This is a genomic window from Bacteroides sp. L10-4 (assembly GCF_013373675.1).
GTDB lineage: Bacteria > Bacteroidota > Bacteroidia > Bacteroidales > Bacteroidaceae > Bacteroides > Bacteroides muris.
The window spans coordinates 15,515-35,713 of record NZ_JABXJH010000022.1 but is presented as its reverse complement, the minus strand read 5'-3'; the positions used below and the strand labels follow the sequence as shown (position 1 = coordinate 35,713).

General features: G+C 45.8%; 9 protein-coding genes. 7 read left to right on the top strand and 2 right to left on the bottom strand.

The annotated features are described in order from the left end of the window. Nucleotides 1-204: 204 nt before the first annotated feature. From HU824_RS08980 to HU824_RS08970, 3 genes are all read left to right on the top strand, one after another. Nucleotides 205-1,374, top strand: a complete 1,170-nt coding sequence (locus HU824_RS08980) for a MalY/PatB family protein (RefSeq protein ID WP_176468656.1) — start codon at nucleotides 205-207, stop codon at nucleotides 1,372-1,374. Between the two features lie 114 nt (nucleotides 1,375-1,488). Beyond that, the gene (locus HU824_RS08975) at nucleotides 1,489-3,123 is read left to right on the top strand and encodes a hypothetical protein (RefSeq protein WP_176468655.1); all 1,635 of its coding nucleotides are present in this window, start codon (nucleotides 1,489-1,491) and stop codon (nucleotides 3,121-3,123) included. Between the two features lie 172 nt (nucleotides 3,124-3,295). Continuing rightward, nucleotides 3,296-5,701, top strand: coding sequence for a TonB-dependent receptor domain-containing protein (locus HU824_RS08970; RefSeq protein ID WP_176468654.1), 2,406 nt, complete (start codon nucleotides 3,296-3,298; stop codon nucleotides 5,699-5,701). 60 nt (nucleotides 5,702-5,761) lie between these two features. On the opposite strand, the gene HU824_RS08965 is transcribed toward HU824_RS08970, so the two are convergent. Beyond that, nucleotides 5,762-7,315: a cellulase family glycosylhydrolase gene (locus HU824_RS08965; RefSeq protein ID WP_217994188.1), complete on the bottom strand. Its 1,554-nt coding sequence runs from the start codon at nucleotides 7,313-7,315 to the stop codon at nucleotides 5,762-5,764. A 95-nt stretch (nucleotides 7,316-7,410) separates the two neighbouring features. Next, nucleotides 7,411-11,355, bottom strand: a complete 3,945-nt coding sequence (locus tag HU824_RS08960; RefSeq protein ID WP_176468653.1) for a hybrid sensor histidine kinase/response regulator transcription factor — start codon at nucleotides 11,353-11,355, stop codon at nucleotides 7,411-7,413. A 234-nt stretch (nucleotides 11,356-11,589) separates the two neighbouring features. Between HU824_RS08960 and HU824_RS08955 the strand changes: the two genes are divergently transcribed. The 4 genes from HU824_RS08955 to HU824_RS08940 are packed head-to-tail and all read left to right on the top strand — an operon-like array spanning nucleotide 11,590 to nucleotide 20,062. Then, nucleotides 11,590-14,775: a SusC/RagA family TonB-linked outer membrane protein gene (locus tag HU824_RS08955; protein WP_176468652.1), complete on the top strand. Its 3,186-nt coding sequence runs from the start codon at nucleotides 11,590-11,592 to the stop codon at nucleotides 14,773-14,775. 49 nt (nucleotides 14,776-14,824) lie between these two features. Next, nucleotides 14,825-16,504 carry a SusD/RagB family nutrient-binding outer membrane lipoprotein gene (locus HU824_RS08950; protein ID WP_136010090.1) on the top strand — a complete coding sequence of 560 codons (1,680 nt, stop codon included), beginning with the start codon at nucleotides 14,825-14,827 and terminating at the stop codon, nucleotides 16,502-16,504. Between the two features lie 30 nt (nucleotides 16,505-16,534). Then, nucleotides 16,535-17,785 (top strand): hypothetical protein, encoded by a 1,251-nt coding sequence (locus tag HU824_RS08945; protein ID WP_136010091.1) that lies wholly within the window; start codon nucleotides 16,535-16,537, stop codon nucleotides 17,783-17,785. A gap of 21 nt (nucleotides 17,786-17,806) precedes the next feature. Continuing rightward, nucleotides 17,807-20,062, top strand: coding sequence for a glycoside hydrolase family 3 C-terminal domain-containing protein (locus tag HU824_RS08940; RefSeq protein WP_176468651.1), 2,256 nt, complete (start codon nucleotides 17,807-17,809; stop codon nucleotides 20,060-20,062). Nucleotides 20,063-20,199: the final 137 nt, after the last annotated feature.

Genomic DNA, 20,199 nt, shown 5'->3' with positions numbered 1-20,199 from the left:
GGTAATGGGGTGCATACTGAGCCCTATTCAGTCGTATACTGAGCCTATTTCAGTCGTATACTGAATAGGGTTCAGTATACGACTGAAATAGGCTTTATTTATACATACTGATAATCAGGTAGTTGTAAATCTGCTTTCGGGTGGTATAAAAACAAAACAAATTGATTCGTTGAATTAGTGAAACTACAATAAAAAAACAAGCATATGACTTACAATTTTGATGAAGTAATAGAGCGCCGTGGTACCGACTCCGTGAAATGGGATGGCGTGAAGAATGTATGGGGGCGCGATGACCTCCTCCCCATGTGGGTGGCGGATATGGATTTCCGCACGCCTCCGTTTGTGATGGAAGCCTTGCGGAAGCGCCTTGAGCATGAGGTGCTGGGCTATACGTCTGCGTGCGAGGAGTGGTACACTTCCATTTGCGGTTGGCTCAGTCGTCGCCACGGTTGGAACGTCACTCGCGAGATGCTGACGTTTGTACCCGGCATTGTCCGCGGTCAAGCCTTCGCATTGCAATGTTTCACCAATCCCGGTGACCGGGTGATGGTGATGCCTCCCGTCTATCATCCCTTCTTCCTGGTGACGCAGCGCATGGGGCGTGAAGTGGTCTATTCTCCGCTTGACCTGAAAGACGGATATTATCAAATTGATTTCGACCGCTTCCGTAAGGATATACAAGGATGCAAAGTATTGATTCTCTGCAATCCCCATAACCCGGGCGGGCGTGTATGGACGGTGGAAGAACTGAAGCGGATAGCCGACATCTGTAAGGAAAGCAATACATTCGTCATTTCCGATGAGATACATGCCGACTTGACTTTACCGCCTTATAAGCATCATCCGTTTGCCACGGTTTCAGAAGCTGCGGCGCAGAACTCCCTCACCTTCATGGCCCCCAGCAAAGCATTCAATATGCCGGGATTGGGAAGTTCGTACGCCATTATCCTCAATGAAGACATCCGCCACCGTTTTCAAGGGTTCATGGAAGCAGGCGAGTTCTGCGAGGGACACATGTTGGCCTATATCGGTGCGGCGGCTGCCTATATGCATGGTGAGGAGTGGTTGGAACAGCTGTTGGACTATATAAAGGGTAATATCGACTTCACGGAGAACTACCTGCGCGAGCATATTCCGGGCATCGGCATGATACGTCCACAGGCTTCCTATCTGATTTATCTGGACTGCCGGGGATTAGGGCTGACTCAGGAGGAACTGGTGCGGCTGTTTGTGGACAAGGCGCATCTTGCACTGAATGACGGAACCATGTTCGGTGAACCGGGCAGGGGCTTTATGCGGTTGAATATCGGTTGCCCGCGTTCGGTACTGGAGCAGGCATTGAAGCAACTGGAAGCTGCGGTTGCAGGCAGATGACAACTGCGTTTGACGGATTGAATAAAGAATGATTTAGACAGAGGAACATAGGAACAAAAACATAAGAACAGAAGGAAAAAAATGTTCTTTTGTCTGAAAACACATCTCCTATATATGAATCGATTACCTTTCCTGGGACTGTTGTTTGCATTGCTGTGCCTCGTTTCCTGCCGGCAGATGAACGATGTGCGTCTGCTGTATCTGGCAGAAGAGCAAGTGGAAATGAATGTGGACAGCATTTCTGCGTTGCTGTCGCAGATAGAGAAACCCTCGCAGCTCTCGGGTGAAGAGCGGTTGTTGTATGGATGGCTGAATGCCTATGTGCACTGTAAGCGGAAAAACTCGATGACGGAAGATTCCCTGATATTGCCTGCTTCCGATTATTATGCTTTTTGCAACGACACAGCGAAGAACCTGCTCTCCTACCAACTGAAGGCCTGGTATTGGCATTGGCTGAAAAAGCACGGACAGTGTATGGCTGCCATTGACAGTGGCATAGCTCTTGCCAAAGCCTTGCAGGATACCGGAAGAATGGCTGATATGCTGAGTGATAAGGCATATTGGTATGTGTACGTCTGGAAAGATTATGAGAAAGCCATAGAAACTTTCCGTGCTGCCATAGCCCTGAATGCAAAGGCCGAGAACTTCTTCTCCATGGGTATTGCCCTGGGGCTGAATAAGAATGATTCTGCACCTTACTACATGGAGCGTAGCATAGGATTGGCAATGCAGTCGGGAGATACTAACCGGATAGTGCATTATTTGCGCAATTATGCCCAGTTGCAGGCCTATTCCTTTGATGAACCTTCGGGGGCGATAGCCACCATTCGCCGTATGGAACAGTATGTCGTCGATCCGGTGCAGTTGCGTATGGGAGATTTGGTAAAAGTGGAGGTGTTCTTGAAAGAAGGACTGATTGATTCGGCAGAATACTATTTGAATAAGGAGAGAGAACACAGTGAAGGCAGGAACAGGTTTCTGACGGAAGAGAATATGGTGGCAGTATACAGGGCATTGATAGATTATACACGTTACCGTACGTTTGATGTGCTGGATGTGGCTCGTTATAACGATTCTGTGGCCAATGCCCTTACCGCAGTGCAAAGCACAGTCCGGCGTAAGGATGAGTCGAAGGAGACGCTTTCGCAAGCCAACCTGATACTGACGGTGGAACGGAAGCAGGCACAGTTGAATTTGTTGCTGGCACTGTTGGTACTGGTACTTGCGGGTGGCGGTGCATTTCTTTATGTCCGTAACCGGCGCGATAGGCTGATTGAAGCGGAAGAACGGGCGGAAACACTGACCCGGCTGTTGGAAGATGCGACAAAGAGCCGGTCGAAGGAGGAGGACGGACAGTTTTTCCGGAAAATACTGTTGCAGCAATTAGGCATGATACGGCTGGTGGCTAAACAACCTACCTCACAGAATCAGGAGCTGCTTCGCCGCATTTCGGGTATTACCAGCCATGAACTGCCGGTAGAGAGTTTGCTGGTTTGGGAGGATTTGTACCCCATCATAGACCGGATTTATGATAACTTCTACACAAAAATGAACAGCCGTTTCGGTGATGTGCTCATCGACAAGGAGAAACAGCTTTGCTGTCTGCTTTGTGCGGACTTCTCGACGAAGGAGATTAGTGTGGTGACACAACAAAGCATTCCCACCATCTACCAACGGAAAACGACTATCCGCAAGAAGCTGGGGATGGGAGAGAAAGAGGGCATTGTAGAGTTTATGAAGAGCATATAGACCGGAAAAGGCCTGATATAGACTATTGCAAATTTAAAGTGCTTCTATACAGTGATTTGTAGTCTGAAAATATAGACTTTTTATTCCTCGATATAGACCGTTTGAGGCATGTTTTACCCCTACCTTTGCATCAGTGAAATACAAAAGGTGAAACATTAAAATCAAACGCATAATGAAAAAGAATCTACTGAACAACGTTAGAAAAAGAGTGATGGTATGGATGGCCTTGGCAAGTATGGCCACTTTCCTTTCCGCCCAGACTTATCGGCTTTCCGGTTGTGTGCAGGACGAGAACCGCCAACCGGTAGAGGTGGCGAATGTGCTGCTGAAGCAGGCAAAGGACAGCACCTATATTACCGGCATGCTGACCGACACACAAGGCTGTTTCTCTTTTGACCGGCCACGGGGAGAATACTTGCTGCATATCACCCTTATCGGGAGTGAAGACCTCTACCTGCCCGTTGTGTTGCGAGGAAACAAAAACGTTGGCGAATTGACATTGAAATCTTCTTCCGCCTCGCTGGACGAAGTGACCGTTACGGCCGCGCGTCCCGTTATCAAGCGTCTGGTGGATAGGGTAGTGTTCGATGCACATAATACCATAGCCTCTGCCGGAGGCAGTGCACTCGACCTTCTGCGTGAAGTGCCCGGTCTGCAGGTTGGACAAAACAGCATTGGTATTATAGGTAAAGGGGGGATTAGGGTTTATATCAACGACCGTGAGACGAAGCTGTCGGGAGATGAACTGATAGATTACCTCCGTTCCTATGACACCTCCCAGATACTGAAGGTGGAGGTGATTACCACGCCTCCGTCCAAGTACGATGCCGCCGGAAATGCAGGCATCATCAATATTCGCTTGAAGTCACGTCCCAAAGATTACGTGGGTGGTACGGCTTCCGCTTCCTACAGCGCTGGTGAAAAGGACAATTACGGATATGGAGGGGTAAGCCTGAACCTCAGCAAGGGGCGCGTGTCATCCTTCCTCAACGGGGGTACTACGCAGGGCAACTATGAGACGCGTGAGAAGAATTACCGCTATTTTCCGCAGAACATCTGGAACAGCCGTGCCGACTACACCAATTACATGAATAGCTTCTACCTTCAGGGAGGTGTGGATGTATCGTTGGAACGGGACTGGAGTGCAGGTATGCAGGCCATCTATAATCACAGTGCCCCCAAACCGGGCAACGCCCTTTCATGGACGGAAGTTTACGATGCCTCTACCGCCGTACTGGATTCTCTGCTGTACTCCAACAGTGACAAGGATACCGGTTCCGACCGCCTCAATCTGAACTTCCATACCGATAAGGTCTGGGATGACAAAGGCAAGAAAATGACTTGGGATGTGGATTACCTGCGTGACAACCGGGACGAAAATATGGGCTTTCTCTCGAAAACCCTCCTGCCTGACGGTACGGAGATTCCGGGTACAAACTTCGATTACAACTATCTGCAACATCGCAAGGTGGATGTAGTCTCCTCCGCTCTTGATTTCATCCTTCCTTTTGAAAAGTACAAGATAACGGCAGGTGCCAAGGTCTCCTTTACCAACACTCGCAACGATATCAATTACGATACGTCGGACCCTACGCTGGTGCAGGATGATTATTTCCGTTACAAGGAGCAAATCTATGCCTTATATGCTGATTATAGCCGTGAATATTCCGAACGTTTTTCCATGCAGTTGGGCTTGCGTATGGAGCACACCCGCACTACCGGTATTTCCGAAGCGAAGGATACGGAGGACAAGCACGACTATACGCGCTTGTTCCCTACTGTCTATCTGCTTTATTCGCCTACAGACGGGAATGCGCTGAACTTCAGTTTCTCCAACCGCATCTCCCGTCCGTCGCAGAATATGGTCAATCCTTTTCCGTTCTATCAGAACAAATATACGTATGCCTGCGGGCGTGAGGACTTGAAACCCAGCTACACTTACAATGCAGAACTGGGATATACGTTGAAGAACAATTTCAATGTTTCCGCTTATTATTCTTATTCGGACGATGTATTCTTCCAGGTTGTGGACTTGGATGCCGAAACGAATGTGACTTCTTTCCTTTGGGAGAATTTCATGAAGACGCATGCTTTCGGGCTTAACAATTCGTACACTTTCCGTACCAAATGGCTGCAAGCTTACGCCCAGCATGGAGTGAGCTATCGCCGGACTACCTCCAGCGCTGTCACCACCTCTCCCGAGGAGAAAGGATGGGCTTATGACGCCAGTCTGCGCAACACTTTCTTCTTCAATGAAAAGAAGACTCTTCTGGCTACGTTGTCCGGTTCCTATTCTTCCCGGCAGTATCGGGGCATCTATCTGATGAGCCCCACTTACAGCGTCAGTGCAGGTATGCTTTACCGGTTGTTGGACAATAAGCTCAACCTCAGCCTGAATGTAAACAATCTGTTTGTCAGCCATTCCAAATTGGAAACCATGTCCAACGGGCTGAAGATAATTGCCGACAATCAGTTTGCCTTTACCGGTTTCCGTATCGGTGTATCCTATACTTTCGGTGGTGATATACGTAGCAAGGGCCAGCGGAACAGTAACGAGGATATTCAGAGGAGGCTATAATGCGGAAAGGATGCTACCCGGTTTCTCCCTTTTGCTGCTAAGTAAGAGATTGTCGTACTTTCATTGTGGAGCGTTATTGTATAGGCTTTCTAATGTATATGAAGGGTCATTGGAGAAATACCCTTTGGTCATGACATCTATCACATCCTTTCCATTGTTGACATAAGTTCCTGTGGCGTGATTCATCAGCCCGGAACATTCCCGTCCGGCACCGGCATTGCCGTTATCCCAATAGAATACGGCCATGCCATTGGTGCGTGCAGCTTTGCATACATATTCCAGGTAGTATTTGCGGAATGCTTCAGAACGGTTGTTGTTGCGGTGTACGCACCCCATTTCTCCAATGTATACGGGAATCCCTTTTTCTACATAAGCGGTTCTTAGTGCTGCAAAGATTTTCTCAAGATGCTCTTCGTCTCCCCATTTCTCTTTTTTGCTGAGGGCGCCGGTGTGTCCCCACTCTGCAAATTTATCTTCCAATGCGAAGGTGGCAGGGTCGTAGTAGTGTACCGATATTAACAGACGGTCTTTTGTCGGGTCTGTTGGGAGCTGCAGGTGTTTTATGGTAAGATCAGGGTTTGTGCAATAGCCGCTGATACCTAAGTAGCGGGTTGCATTGTTGCCGCCGGTGGCACGGACGGCATCTACAAAAACTTGTTGCCATTCATTGAGTATGGCATATTGTTTGCCTCCATCGGTGGTGTTGGTGCCGGTACCCCATCTTCCGTCATGAATCTCATTGAGGCCTTCGAAAATTAGGAATTCGCCTTTGTTCTCGAAACGTTGGGCTATTTGTGTCCACATGGATTTGAGTTGCTCTTTGATGGCGTTATTTACGTCTTTGTTTCGTGCTGCTTCTACGATATCAAGCCAGCGGTGCTCATCAAAACCGTCTTCGTGGATGTGGCGGTGTCCGTCGTGATGGATGTTGATAATGGCTTTCAGCCCGGCTCTTTCAGCATATTCCACCACTTCTGCCACGCGGTTCAGCCGGTCTGCGTCAATATGATAGTGCGGGGCTTCGCCTACTTTTCCCAACCAGGTAACGGGGATGCGGACTGATGTAAATCCGGCTTGTTTTACTTTCAAGAGTGTCTCTTGTGTAACTTTGCCGTTACCCCATGAAGTCTCGTCGGCTATTTCGTTTACATGAGCGTCAAGCTGGTTACCCAGATTCCATCCGAGCCCCAGCTCCCTTGCCACTTTTACGGCAGGCAGATTTTCGTCTATGGCAGGTTTGTTCTCTTGTTCATTATTTGCAGCTTGGGTGATGATGATGACGGTTTCCTTTTCACCGGCCGTGATAGTTATGCCGGCTTTACGCGCATTCCCTTTATTGGCTTCTGCTGTAAATGTAAATGACATAAGGTTATCGGAAGAAGTCTTTGATTTCGGTGTCATCCACTCGGCATTGGATTGGGCTGTTGCGACGGGATAGGATGAAACACGGATGGTTATTTCTCCACCGGCAGCTGCGAGGTTCTGAGGGTATACACTTTTCACTGTGAGATAGGGCAACTCCTCTATGGAGGAATTGGAGCTGGAACAGGACAAAATGTTTATGGACAATAGTATTGCCATTACATTCTTCAAGAAGATGAACTTTGTGCTCATAAAATCAGTTTTATAGGTTTATGGCGACAAAGTTAGCGGTAATGGGGTTATGTATAGTTTGAAATTCTGCATATAGAGGTTTGAAATCCTACAAATCAGCCTATATTCATTCTTTGCCCGGTGTATCGGCTGGGTTGGACACCGAAATATTTCTTGAATAGGGTGCTGAAATATTTGGAGTTCACAAAGCCCGTTTGTATGGAAACATCGGTCACCGGTATTCCTTGTTGCAGTAGGGCGGCAGCCTGCTCAAGGCGGATAATACGGATGAAATCTTGCGGGGTATGCCCGGTAAGAGCTTTCAGTCGTTCGTGGAAAAGAGTCCGGCACATGGCCATATCCCGGCAGAGTTGGTCAATGTCGAATTCAAAGTTACTTATGTTTTCTTTCACGATTTGAGTCGCTTTCTCTACAAAGGCACTGTCTGCACTATTGGGCATGCTGGATTGTATAGTAGGCATTTCCTCAATAGTCTTGCTTGTTGGAAGGTCATGCCGCAGTGCAATCTGTGTGTAATATTGCCGCAGGCGTTTGCGGTTTTCTATTTGTGTCTGAATTTTGGCTTTCAGTATATCTATGTCAAAAGGCTTGGCTATGTAGTCATCGGCTCCTTTGTGCAGCCCTTCTATGATGGAAGTTCTGAAGGTCCTGGCAGTGAGCAGTATGACAGGTATGCCCGAAGTGGCAGGATTGCTTTTTATCCGGTTGCACATTTCGTCACCCTGCATGCCGGGCATCATTATATCGGACAATACTAAACTGGGGTATTGCGTTTCCATATATTCCAATGCTTCTTGTGCATTGGATTTGTCTATGACGCAGTAAATAGGTTCAAATATGCGGCGCATATAGAGGCGGAGTTCGTCATTGTCTTCTACTATAAGCAATGTGTCTTTGTCCGAGTCGCAGAGCATGGGGGCTTCCATAGTGACAGGCCTTTCCATAGCAGGAGTGGCAACGGATGCCGCAGAATTTGTGATTGTAGCTTTATTGAGTATGAGCGTAAATTCCGAACCTTGATTCACGACGGAGCTAACCTTGATGTCGCCTTTCAACAAAGTGGCAAGCCGCTTGGCTTGCAATAGCCCCAGACCGATGCCCGGAGTACCGGAACTGATGGCATTGCTGGCACGGAAAAAGCTTGTGAACAGTTTCTTTTGTTCTTTTGGGGAGATGCCGATTCCGGTGTCACTCACGATAATCTTTACTTTGTCTGCTTCGGCTTTCGCTCTGATGCTGATTTTTCCTCCTGCAGGGGTATATTTTAGGGCATTGGATAAAAGGTTGGTGAGTATCCGGTTCAATAATTTCGTGTCGGCCCATACTCCCAACTGACAGTCGATGTTACTCGTCTGCAATGTTTTTTGTTGTTGCTGGCAGAGGGGTTGAAAGATGGTAAGGAGATTGTCTGTAATCTGTTTTAGCGGCACAGCTTCTATCTGGGGTTTCATGCTGGAATGATCTATCCGTTCAAAGTCAAGTAACTGTGATAATATATCCAATAGCTTGTTGAGATTGGAATGTGCCAGTCCGATGGACCGGACGGCATCTTCATGAAGTGTGGAGTCATGGCGTAGTTCGTCCAGAGGAGCCTTGACAAGTGTAAGTGGGGTACGGATATCATGGGCTATGCTTACGAAAAAGGCGATTTTTTCGTTCATATAGTGGCGTACCAACTGTTGTTGTTTACTTTTTATAACTGCTCCTATTATACCCCATAGTGTCATGATGTATAATATCCATGCCCACCAAGTGTTCCACCATGGCTGGCAGATTGTGATACACGTAGTCCGACTGCTCAGTATGAGTCCGCTATTGAGGCTGTATGAACGTATGCAAAGCCGGTATCTGCCTGGCGACACATTTGTGTAGCGCAGTTGTTCATTATTTCCCAGTTTGTTCCAGTTACGGTCGAATCCCTGAAGCATGTATTCGTATGCAATGTCTTCCTGATAGCGGAAGCTTACAGACTCGAATCCCATTGTGAATGAATTATGGCGATATGATAAAATAATGGTGCTATCTGCCAGCATTTGCATGAGTTCTGGGCGCATGCCCGCAGACTCCCTGGCATCTATATTGTCTATTCGGAAGTCGGTGAGTTGTAAGGATGGAGACTGATAGGAAGTCAGTGAAATGTGAGGCTTGAATATCAGTACACCAGTGGTACTTCCCAGTGCTATGCGTCCGTCGGCTAAAAGAGTGGCTGCGGAACGGTTGTAGAACCTCGACATTACTTGCTCGAAATTCTGGTTGTATATCTGCATGGATGGCTGCGGAGGAAGGCATGCCAAACCGTGATCAGTAGTAATCCATAACATATTGCTATGGTCGATGAGCAAGGCACTCACACGGTTGGACGGCAGACGCTGTTCGGTAGAGAATGCCTTTTTTTCAGCAGTTTGTAAGTTATATAAATAAAGGCCTCCACCGTCAGTTCCCAGCCAGACCTGCTCATCGTCTACGAATACTATGGATTGGATGAAAGCATTGAAGTCTTCTCCTTTATTGTCAGTACTCTTAAACAAATGTGTGGATGTTCCGGTCTGTTTGTTTATCAGTACCAGTCCGTCTACTGTACCTACAGCAATGGTATGTGCATCCTTTTGTGCTATGCAGCGTACTTTGATTACGTTGTGTAACTTCCATTGCCGGGTGGAGCATTCCAGTTGCAGCAACTGATTTTCCATTGTCCCTATCCATAAATCTCCGTCTGTATCAAACAGTACTGTAGAGAGGTAGTCGGATGGTAAGCTGCTATTGTCGCTAAGGTAATGGTGTAAAATTTCTCCTTGGCTGTTGAGAAGAAATACCCCATTACCATAAGTACCTGCAGCAATATTATCCTGAGAATCAATGGAGATGCTTAATACCACATTACCTGCAAGTATCTGTCTGCATCGGTTATTTTGGGGATTGTATATGTTGATACCGTCATCGGTGGCAATCCACAGTTCACCGTTGCGCTGCTCACAGAATGCATTTACATTGTCATCGGCTAAGGAGGGCTCTTCTCCTTTGTGATGTCTTAGTAAAGTGGTGGTGGTTTCTTCGGGCATCATGAGAAATGCGCCGCCAGTGTAGGTTCCTATCCATATGTTGTCTTCATAATCCAGGCATAAGGAATATACTCCCATGGCAGTAAGCATTCGGTTGGCACGTGTGAAGAGTGGTTCTGTCTCGCCGGTCAGGTAGTTGTAGGTGTAGACTCCATCTCCGTCAAATCCCAATAGGATGGTAGAAGGTGTCATTTCTATCATGGAACGGATAGGAGTATGAGGAAGAGTTACGGCACCGGTTGCCTGTTCTTGCCATGAGTTGAGGTTGACGCTTTTTATTCCACTATTGAAAGTGCCTATCAATAATGTATCACTGCCTGATGGCACTAAAAGGCTTTGTACATAGGTGCCTGGACAGAGCTTATGCAGTAAAACTCTATCCTTGGAATAGATACGCAGGCCACATGTGCTACCGGTGGCAATACCTTGAGGCAATTCGGTGATATAGGTCACATGGTTTTCTGAATCGATAAGTTGAGGCATTTCACCAAATCGGCAACAATAGAGCCCGGTGCTCAGTCCTATCCACAATTGTTCTTGCGAGTCGATAAGAAGGTGCTGGAGAATCAGGCCCATGTAGATATGTTCTGCTAAATCAAGCCAGAGTTCGAATTGGTCAGTAAGCAAGTTGTATTTGTAAATCTGTCCTACATTGTTATAAGCATAAAGTGAATTGTTAGGACTTATAGCTAACATTGTGGTGCTTCCTGAAGCATCGGATAATTTCTGATTGGTTCCTAGTTGATAGCTTTTCATCGAACGCCCATTGAAACGGTTGATTCCATCAAGTGTGCCCATCCATATAGCTCCCGACTTGTCTGTTGCGATGGAAAAGACCCGTAGGCTGTTCAAACCCTCTTCTGTACCAAATTTCAGGCTGGAAAAGCGCTGGACATACTTGTCTGCATAGGCTGTGGTTGAGAACAGCATGAAGAAAAGTAAGACCAGAGTCTGGAGAGTTTGTTTAGTGCAGATATACATTTGCTATGCAATGTTGGTTAACGAGTACAAAAGTACATTAACTCTGTGAATGTTCAAAACAATAATCCAAATAAGTTCGAATTGTTGAAAGTTTTTGTGTTGAAAATCAGTATTTTGTGATAAAATGTAAGAATTCAAACCTGATATGTAGGGATTCAAACCTGATGAATGGATACTTTGGTGAACTTTGTGACCTGACCAAGAATCTGGCTTACAAATTTTATTATTAATATTATGAAAGTAAAGAAATGTAAAAACACGTTACTCTGTGGTACACTTACTCTCTGTTTATGGGGAGGTTTTTCGCAAGTGAGAGCTGCTTCATTTGAAAATTTTGCAATAGAACAGCAAAGCAACAAAGTAATAGGTACTGTGAAAGATGAGTTTGGTCCGGTGATAGGGGCCTCTGTCGTTGAAAAAGGAACCAGCAACGGTGTTGTTACCGACTTAAACGGCAAATTCAGTTTAAACGTCAAACCCGGCGCAACGTTAATCATCAGTTTTGTGGGATACAAGCAGCAGGAGGTGAAAGCAGGCAATGCTCCACTGAATATTGTACTTGAAGAAGACAGCAAGATGCTGGGTGAAGTGGTAGTAACCGCTTTGGGCATCAAGCGCGAGCGCAAGGCTTTGGGATACGGTGTGGCCGAGGTACAAGGTGAGGCATTGACCAAGGCCAAAGAAACGAATGTTATCAATTCAATGGCAGGTCGTGTGCCGGGTTTGGTGGTGAGCCAGACCGCGGGTGGAGCCTCAGGCTCTTCGCGTGTAATATTACGTGGTAGCACAGAAATGACCGGTAATAATCAGCCTTTGTATGTGATAGACGGCGTGCCTTTGGATAATACAAATTTTGGTAGCGCCGGTACTTATGGTGGTTTTGACCTTGGCGACGGTATTTCCAGTGTAAATCCCGATGACATTGAGAGCATGTCGGTATTGAAGGGACCCGCGGCATCGGCTCTTTATGGTAGTCGTGCCAGCCATGGGGTAATCCTTATCACTACCAAGAAAGCCAATAAGGATAAAATCAGCGTGGAATACAATGGAACTATGACTTTTGATACCCAGTTGGCCAAATGGGATGATGTCCAGCAGATTTATGGTATGGGCAGTAATGGTACTTATCCCATCAATGCGGTGTCTAATACTAACATGAGTTGGGGGGCCAAAGCTGACGGTACCAATATGCTTAAGTACTTCGATGGTGTGGAACGTCCTTATCTGATAGTTCCAGACAATACTTCCCAGTTCTTCCGCACAGGCTTTACTGCAACTAACAGTGCTATCATTGGGGTGAATAATGGTAAGACCGGTATTCGTTTCACCTATACTGATATGCGTAATAAGGATATTGTACCAAAGACTCACATGAGCCGGGACATCTTCAATTTGCGTGCCAATACCACAGCCGGGAAATTTGACTTGGACTTCAGTGGCAACTATACCCGTGAAGATGTGAAAAACCGTCCGGCATTGGGAGACAGTAAATCAAATATAGGCAAGAATCTGATGACTTTGGCCACCACTTATGACCAGAAATGGCTTAAGACCTATCAGGACGCTAATGGTGAGTACTCCAACTGGAATGGCATGGATCCTTATAATGTGAATCCTTATTGGGATATTTACAAGAACTCAAACAACTCCAAGAAAGATCAATTCCGTTTCAATGGTAAAGTTGTCTGGAACATCACTCAAAACCTGAAGGTACAGGGGACAGCAGGAGCCGAGCTTAATTGGTTTACTTTTGAAGACTATAAGGCTCCTACCACACCGGGATATGAATCCGGCTACTTGCAGAATAATAATTTTCGTAATCGCATGTATAACTTTGAACTTCTGGCCCTCTATAATAACTCTTGGGGAGATTTCGACTTTAATGCGACATTGGGCGGTAACTTGTACAAGGTGAATAACCAGACTATAGTCACTACTGCCAAGGACATGAAGATTCGCGATGTGGTGGCTTTGATGAGCTTCAATGAAGTAAGTGTAGAGCCTTACAGTTATCGTAAGCAGATTAACTCTATTTATGGTGCCGTTAACCTGGGTTGGAAGCACATGCTTTACTTTGATGCAACCCTTCGTGGCGACCAGTCTTCCACATTGCCCGTCAGTAATAACATGTATATCTATCCTTCTTTCTCCGGTAGCTTTGTATTCTCCGAGTTGCTGAAATTGGGTGACAAGCTTCCTTATGGTAAAGTGCGTATGTCGTGGGCGCAAGTTGGTAGTGATACCGATCCGTATCAGTTGGGATTGGTGTATACCAAGTCTAAGTTTGCTTATCCGGGTTATACTATTGGTTATATCAGTAACGGCACTATTCCCAATAAAGATTTGAAACCTACCAAGACCAATTCGTTCGAAATGGGTCTGGAACTGAAATTCCTGAAGAACCGTATCGGCTTGGATTTCACCTATTACAGTCAGCTTAGTAAGAATCAGATTATGGGTATGGCCAGTTCCTCGACTTCCGGTTATGGCTATCGTTTGATTAATGCAGGTGAAATAGAGAATAAAGGTGTGGAAATAGCTTTGAACACTCGTCCGATCCAAACGAAAGATTTCTCTTGGGATTTGAATTTCAACTTCTCGAAGAATAGTAACAAGGTGAAGAAACTGGTGGACGACATGGATATGTTTGAACTGGAAAAGGCTACATGGCTTGACGTACAAGTGGCTGCCAAGGTAGGTGAGAATTTCGGTTCTATCGTAGGTCCCGACTTCCAGCGTAACGAAAACGGTGATATTCTTATCGATCCGTCAACCGGATTGCCTATGTACGACAAGAGCAACCATGTACTGGGAAATGCCTCCTGGGACTGGACCGGCGGTGTCCATACCAACTTCTCCTATAAGAATATTTCACTTTCTGCTGTCTTTGATGTGAAGGTAGGGGCTGATCTTTATTCTATGTCAGCTCGGGCCGCGCATGAGACGGGCAAGAGCATGGCCACTTTGGAAGGCCGCGAAGCATGGTATAAGTCCGAAGAGGCCCGTCAGGCAGCAGGCTATGCCAAAGATTCTCCTGATTGGATGCCCACCGGCGGTTTCATTGCTCCGGGTGTGATAGACAATGGTGACGGTACTTATCGTGAAAATGACATTGTGATTAATCCCGAGAAGTATTGGATGAGTGTCTGTCGCAATGCGCCTTCCATGTTTATCTATGATAACTCTTATGTGAAGTGTCGCGAAATCACATTGAGCTACACCTTGCCCAAGGCTTGGCTGAAGAATGTGGTAGATGGACTGACAATATCGTTTGTTGCTCGTAATCCGTTCATTGTCTGGAAGAATATTCCTAACATTGACCCGGACTCCAACTACAACAATACCACCGGTATGGGTATGGAGTATGGCTCGTTGCCTTCACGCAAGAGCTACGGTTTCAATGTCAATGTGAAATTTTAAGAGACCCCATGAAATTTATCAGATACATTTACTAAAAAAGATATATACAATGAGACACTATAAATCATATATCACAATGGCGTTGGCTGCATTTGCTTTGTTTTTCGTTTCTTGCAGCGATGAGTATATGGAGAACATGAATACCGATCCCTCAAAGGCTGACACCATCGATCCTAACGCACAACTTACCACCGCCCAGCTCCATACTTATGGAGACTTGGAGGTGAGTGAAACTTACCGTAGTTATATTTACGCCTTCAACCAGCAGTTGATGGGCTGCTGGAATACTACAAACTATGGTGGCCGCCATACACTTGACCTTAACGAGATGGGGCATATCTGGCAGAACTACTATTTGAAAAATATCAAGGACCTTACCGATGCACAGGCACGTACTACGGATGATGAAGAGAAGGTGAACATCAATGCGGCTGTCCGCATTTATCGTGTCTATCTCATGTCTCATCTTACTGATATTTATGGCGATGTGCCTTACTTTGAAGCGGGAAGAGGTTTTATTGATGGTAAGTTTACGCCTAGATATGACACACAAGAAGAGATTTATAATGACTTTTTTGTGGAGCTCGACGCTGCCGTAACAGCTTTTGATGGCACCAAAGACCGTATCACTGGGGATGTCATTTATAGCGGCGACATAAACAAATGGAAAAAGTTTGCCAATTCACTCCGCCTGCGTTATGCTATGCGTATCTCGGATGTCAACCCACAGAAAGCTCAGGAAGAATTTGAAAAAGCTTTGGCGGCAGATGGAGGTATCATTGCCTCCGGTGCTGATGACGCACTGATTCCTTATTTGGATATTGCTTTTGACTTTGGTGGCGAAAGCTATTCCGACTATCGTCGTAATGCTTTGTCACAGCGTTTGTATGGTAACGATCCTCGCAATAACCCCAGTTTTATCTGCTCTACTTTTTATAATCAGCTGTTCAATACTGGTGACCCTCGTTTCTATGCTATCATACGGTTCTACTTTGACCAGATAATGAGCACAACCAGTACCGAGGGCCGCATTGACATCACTGAAGAGGTATTGGCGAAAAATATGGCGCATCCACGCGATCCGGGTGCATTTTTCTATGAACCTTGGCCCGAAGCTTATGAGAGCGACCTTATAAAAGAACTGCAGGAAAGCAATCCTGCCATTGAAAAGATTTCCATGGATACGGAAACGGAACCCAAGTTGGCAAGTAACTTTCTAGAGGGTGAAAATCCGGGTGTGGTTATAACTTCGGCCGAAGTGGAGTTTCTGCTGGCAGAGGCTGCTCTGAAAGGATGGAATGTGGCAGGTTCCGTAGAAGAGCATTATAGAAAAGGTGTACGTGCGGCTATGGACTTCTTGACGGACAATTACGGATGTGATAAAATAACTGACGAAGAGTTCGATAACTATATGGCCAATAACATTATTGGTTATACGGCAGAGCAGAAAAAGGCATCTATCAATACGCAGGCATGGATTCTGCATTTCACAAATCCGTTGGAATGTTGGGCTAATTTGCGCCGTTCCAACTACCCACAGCTAAAGTCTCCTGCAGAGTATGGCTTCAGCCAAGTTCTTACGGGGGGGGCAGCTATTCCGGTTCGTCTGTGCTATCCTGTGCTGGAATCTTCATACAATAAGAAAAACTATGAGGAAGCGCTGGAGCGTATGGGAGGTAATAATAGCTGGAACACTCCTGTGTGGTGGGATAAAAATAATGTTCAATAATTTCTGTTCAACATCAAATAAACTATCAATATGAAAAAGATATATGTTATGCTATTTGCCATATTGGCATTCAACGCCTTCGTGGCAAGCTGCAGCGACGAAGAACCGTTCTCTACGGCTACGCTCGATGATGAGCCTCGTATACTCGATCCTACCTTTCCGGACCGGGTTAATGGAAATCTGGCTACATTTGCCAATTTCAGTCGTGATGGCAAATTTTCGATGAAACTCACAGTGACTCCCGCAGACTATACTACCGTAACTTGGTTTGTGGATGGAGAAGAAGTGGCTACCGGTACTGAAATAGAAAAGGAATTTATGGCAGGAACTTATCATCTTAAAATAACAGCTACCACCACTGTCGGAAAATCTACTTACCGTGAGGGGCTTATCCAGGTAAATCCTTTAGCGGATGACCCCAGTGCCACTGAAGTAGCATTCGAACGTATTGTGGCTCCCGGCAATAAAGCTTGTCTTTACGGTGATAATCTGGATAAAGTGGAAAGCATTCTCATTGGTGGAATGGCTGCCATGGATATTACTTATGTGGAGTCGGAAGATGGCAATTATGTGGAATATACTGTACCTGCCGGCTTGTCGGAGGGAGACTATCGGGCTGTTTTTATCGATGCCGAAGGTAATGAATACGGTGCCAATAAAGTGAAAGTGACTAAAGGGGCTATGATTACAATGGGTGCCAACCGTGCTACCGCCGGTGCGGCATGGATAATGACCGGTATAAATCTTGATGCTGTTGCCTCGATTACAATAAATGGTGTGGATGTAGTGGAATTTGCAAAGCAAACAGCCACTTCTCTCACGCTGATTTGCCCGGAACTGGAAGAAGGAGAATATACAGTGACTGGTAAGACTAAGACAGGTGAAAGTATACAATTCTATGCCAACGGCGAGGTTACTACAGAACAGAAAGTTACTATCTCTTCTGAGAAAGCCTTGTGGGAAGGTCATCACTATGTGTCCTGGGACAAAGAGGACGGTGATCCTAATAAGACATTTAATCTGATTCCTCAAGAAGTGATGACTGCCCTTAAGCCAGGGACTGTTTTGCGGGTTTATTACTCGATAGAACCTATGGCGGAATATCATCAGATGCAACTTGCTACCGGTTGGTGGTCAGGGCTGATGGATACGATAGAATTTGGCAAAGGTGGTGTTTACGAACTGATTATTACCCAAGAGATTATTGACAAGATAAAGGCTGAGGCCGGATTCCTTTGTGTGGGACATGGTTACTATGTCGACTTGGTAACGGTTCAATAATTTCTAATAAAGAGCATAAAAATGCATACTTATATTTTACGATTTTTTCTTTTGTTCGCTGCATCTGCCACAAATCTTTGTGCGCAGATGCCCATATATCAAAATCCTGATATGCCTATCGAAGTGCGCGTTGAGGATGCGTTAAGCCGTATGACACTTGAAGAAAAGGTGGCACTTTGCCATGCACAGAGCAAGTTTTCATCGGCAGGTGTGCCCCGTTTGGGTATTCCTGAGTTGTGGATGAGTGATGGCCCTCATGGAGTTCGCCATGAGTTTGAATGGAATACTTGGAATTATGCGGGTTGGACTAACGATTCTATTACGGCTTTTCCTGCTCTTACGGCTCTTGCTGCCACTTGGAACCCGGAGATGGCTGCACGTTATGGCAAGGCTGTTGGCGAGGAGGCACGTTATCGTAAGAAAGACGTATTGTTAGGTCCCGGTGTCAATATCTACCGTACTCCCCTTAATGGGCGTAACTTTGAGTATATGGGTGAAGACCCTTATCTTGCCGGTGTGATGGCGGTTCCTTATGTCAAGGAATTGCAAAAGAACGGTGTTGCGGCTTGTGTGAAGCATTTTGCATTGAACAATCAGGAGCAGTGGCGTGGTACCGTTGACGTTGAAGTGAGTGACCGTGCTCTTTACGAAATCTATTTGCCTGCTTTCAAGCAGGCAATAGTGGAAGGGGGAGCATGGAGCGTCATGGGAGCTTATAACAAGTATCGTGGTCAGCATTGTTGCCATAATGCCCGTCTGCTCAATGATATTCTACGTGATGAATGGGGGTTTGACGGTTGTGTCATTACAGATTGGGGAGGAGCTCACGACACCAAAGAGGCTGCTCTTAATGGTCTTGACATCGAAATGGGGTCTTATACCAACGGTTTGACTTCGGATAATAGCTTGGGGTATAATCTCTACTATTTGGCAGACCCCTATCTGGAGATGTTGAAGAAGGGGGAGTTGCCGATGGCGTCAGTGGATGCGAAAGCGAGGAATATACTGCGCCTGATTTTCCGGACTTCATTGAATCCGAATAAGCCGTATGGCTCACTCTGTACCAAGGAACATTATGATGTGGCTAAGGTTATAGGTGACGAGTCCATCGTGCTGTTGCGGAACAAGGGCATTCTTCCATTACAAGCTGATAAGTATAACCGGATATTGGTGGTTGGTGACAATGCTGTCCGTAGACTTACGGATGGTGGCGGTTCGTCGGAATTGAAACCAAAAGATATGATTTCTCCACTTGATGCACTGCGTGCCCTATATGGCGATAAGATAGAATACGCTCAGGGTTATGCATGTGGCCGTCCCTTTTTTGGGTATGAGGAGGAAATACAACAGACGGTGATAGACTCTTTGCGTGCTGAGGCTGTAGCAAAGGCACGGCGGGCAGATGTTGTTATCTATGTGGGAGGTTTGAATAAAAACGCTTTTCAGGATTGTGAATCTACTGACCGTAAGTCGTATAACTTACCTTTTTCTCAAGATGAATTGATAGAAGAGCTTGTTGCTGTGAATCCAAATCTTGTGATAGCCAATATCAGTGGTAATGCTTATGCTATGCCGTGGTTGGAGAAAGTACCTGCAATTCTGCATATTTCTTATTTGGGAACCATGGGAGGATCTTCGATTGCCGATGTTATCAGTGGTAAAGTGAATCCGTCGGGTAAACTGCCTTATTCTTTTCCGGTAAAGTTAAGCGATTGTTCGGCGCACTCTTTTGGTGAAGGGGCTTATCCGGGTATCGATACTGGCAAGGAAGATGTGTCTTTGACGGATTATCAGCGCAATGTCGGTGTCAACCCTAAAGAAGAGTATAAAGATGATATTTTAGTAGGTTATCGTTGGCACGATACAAAGAAGATTCCCGCTCTTTTTAGTTTTGGCCATGGATTGAGTTATACTTCTTTCAAATACGGCAAGTCTCGGCTGTCATCTAAGACGATGGATGAAAAAGGAAGTATTAAGGTAACAGTGCCTTTGACTAATACGGGTACGAGGATTGGTAAAGAAGTGGTGCAACTTTATCTCGGAGATCCGGTGTGTAACGTTATTCGTCCATTGAAAGAGTTGAAGCATTTTACAAAAGTAGAGGTCGAACCTGATGAAACTGTTCAAGTGGAATTTGTTATCACTCCTGATGATTTGAAGTTTTTTGATGAGGCAAGCCATCAATGGCTAGCTGAACCGGGAGTGTTCAATGTGTATGTCGGGACTTCATCTGCAGATATTCGTTGCATGCACTCCTTTAAATATATATGTGATTGACGCAATAATTCAACGGCAATTAAACATATATGTGAAGAAAACGTACTGCCTAAAAGGCAGTACGTTGCATAATGAATCATTCTTTTGAAGTTTGAAATTTAATCAATATACTTATCTTTGTCTTTTGAATAGATAAT

Coding starts and splice junctions, on each gene's coding strand:
- HU824_RS08980 (WP_176468656.1), top strand. CDS start 205: ATGACTTACAATTTTGATGAAGTAATAGAGCGCCGTGGTACCGACTCC.
- HU824_RS08975 (WP_176468655.1), top strand. CDS start 1,489: ATGAATCGATTACCTTTCCTGGGACTGTTGTTTGCATTGCTGTGCCTC.
- HU824_RS08970 (WP_176468654.1), top strand. CDS start 3,296: ATGAAAAAGAATCTACTGAACAACGTTAGAAAAAGAGTGATGGTATGG.
- HU824_RS08965 (WP_217994188.1), bottom strand. CDS start 7,315: ATGAGCACAAAGTTCATCTTCTTGAAGAATGTAATGGCAATACTATTG.
- HU824_RS08960 (WP_176468653.1), bottom strand. CDS start 11,355: ATGTATATCTGCACTAAACAAACTCTCCAGACTCTGGTCTTACTTTTC.
- HU824_RS08955 (WP_176468652.1), top strand. CDS start 11,590: ATGAAAGTAAAGAAATGTAAAAACACGTTACTCTGTGGTACACTTACT.
- HU824_RS08950 (WP_136010090.1), top strand. CDS start 14,825: ATGAGACACTATAAATCATATATCACAATGGCGTTGGCTGCATTTGCT.
- HU824_RS08945 (WP_136010091.1), top strand. CDS start 16,535: ATGAAAAAGATATATGTTATGCTATTTGCCATATTGGCATTCAACGCC.
- HU824_RS08940 (WP_176468651.1), top strand. CDS start 17,807: ATGCATACTTATATTTTACGATTTTTTCTTTTGTTCGCTGCATCTGCC.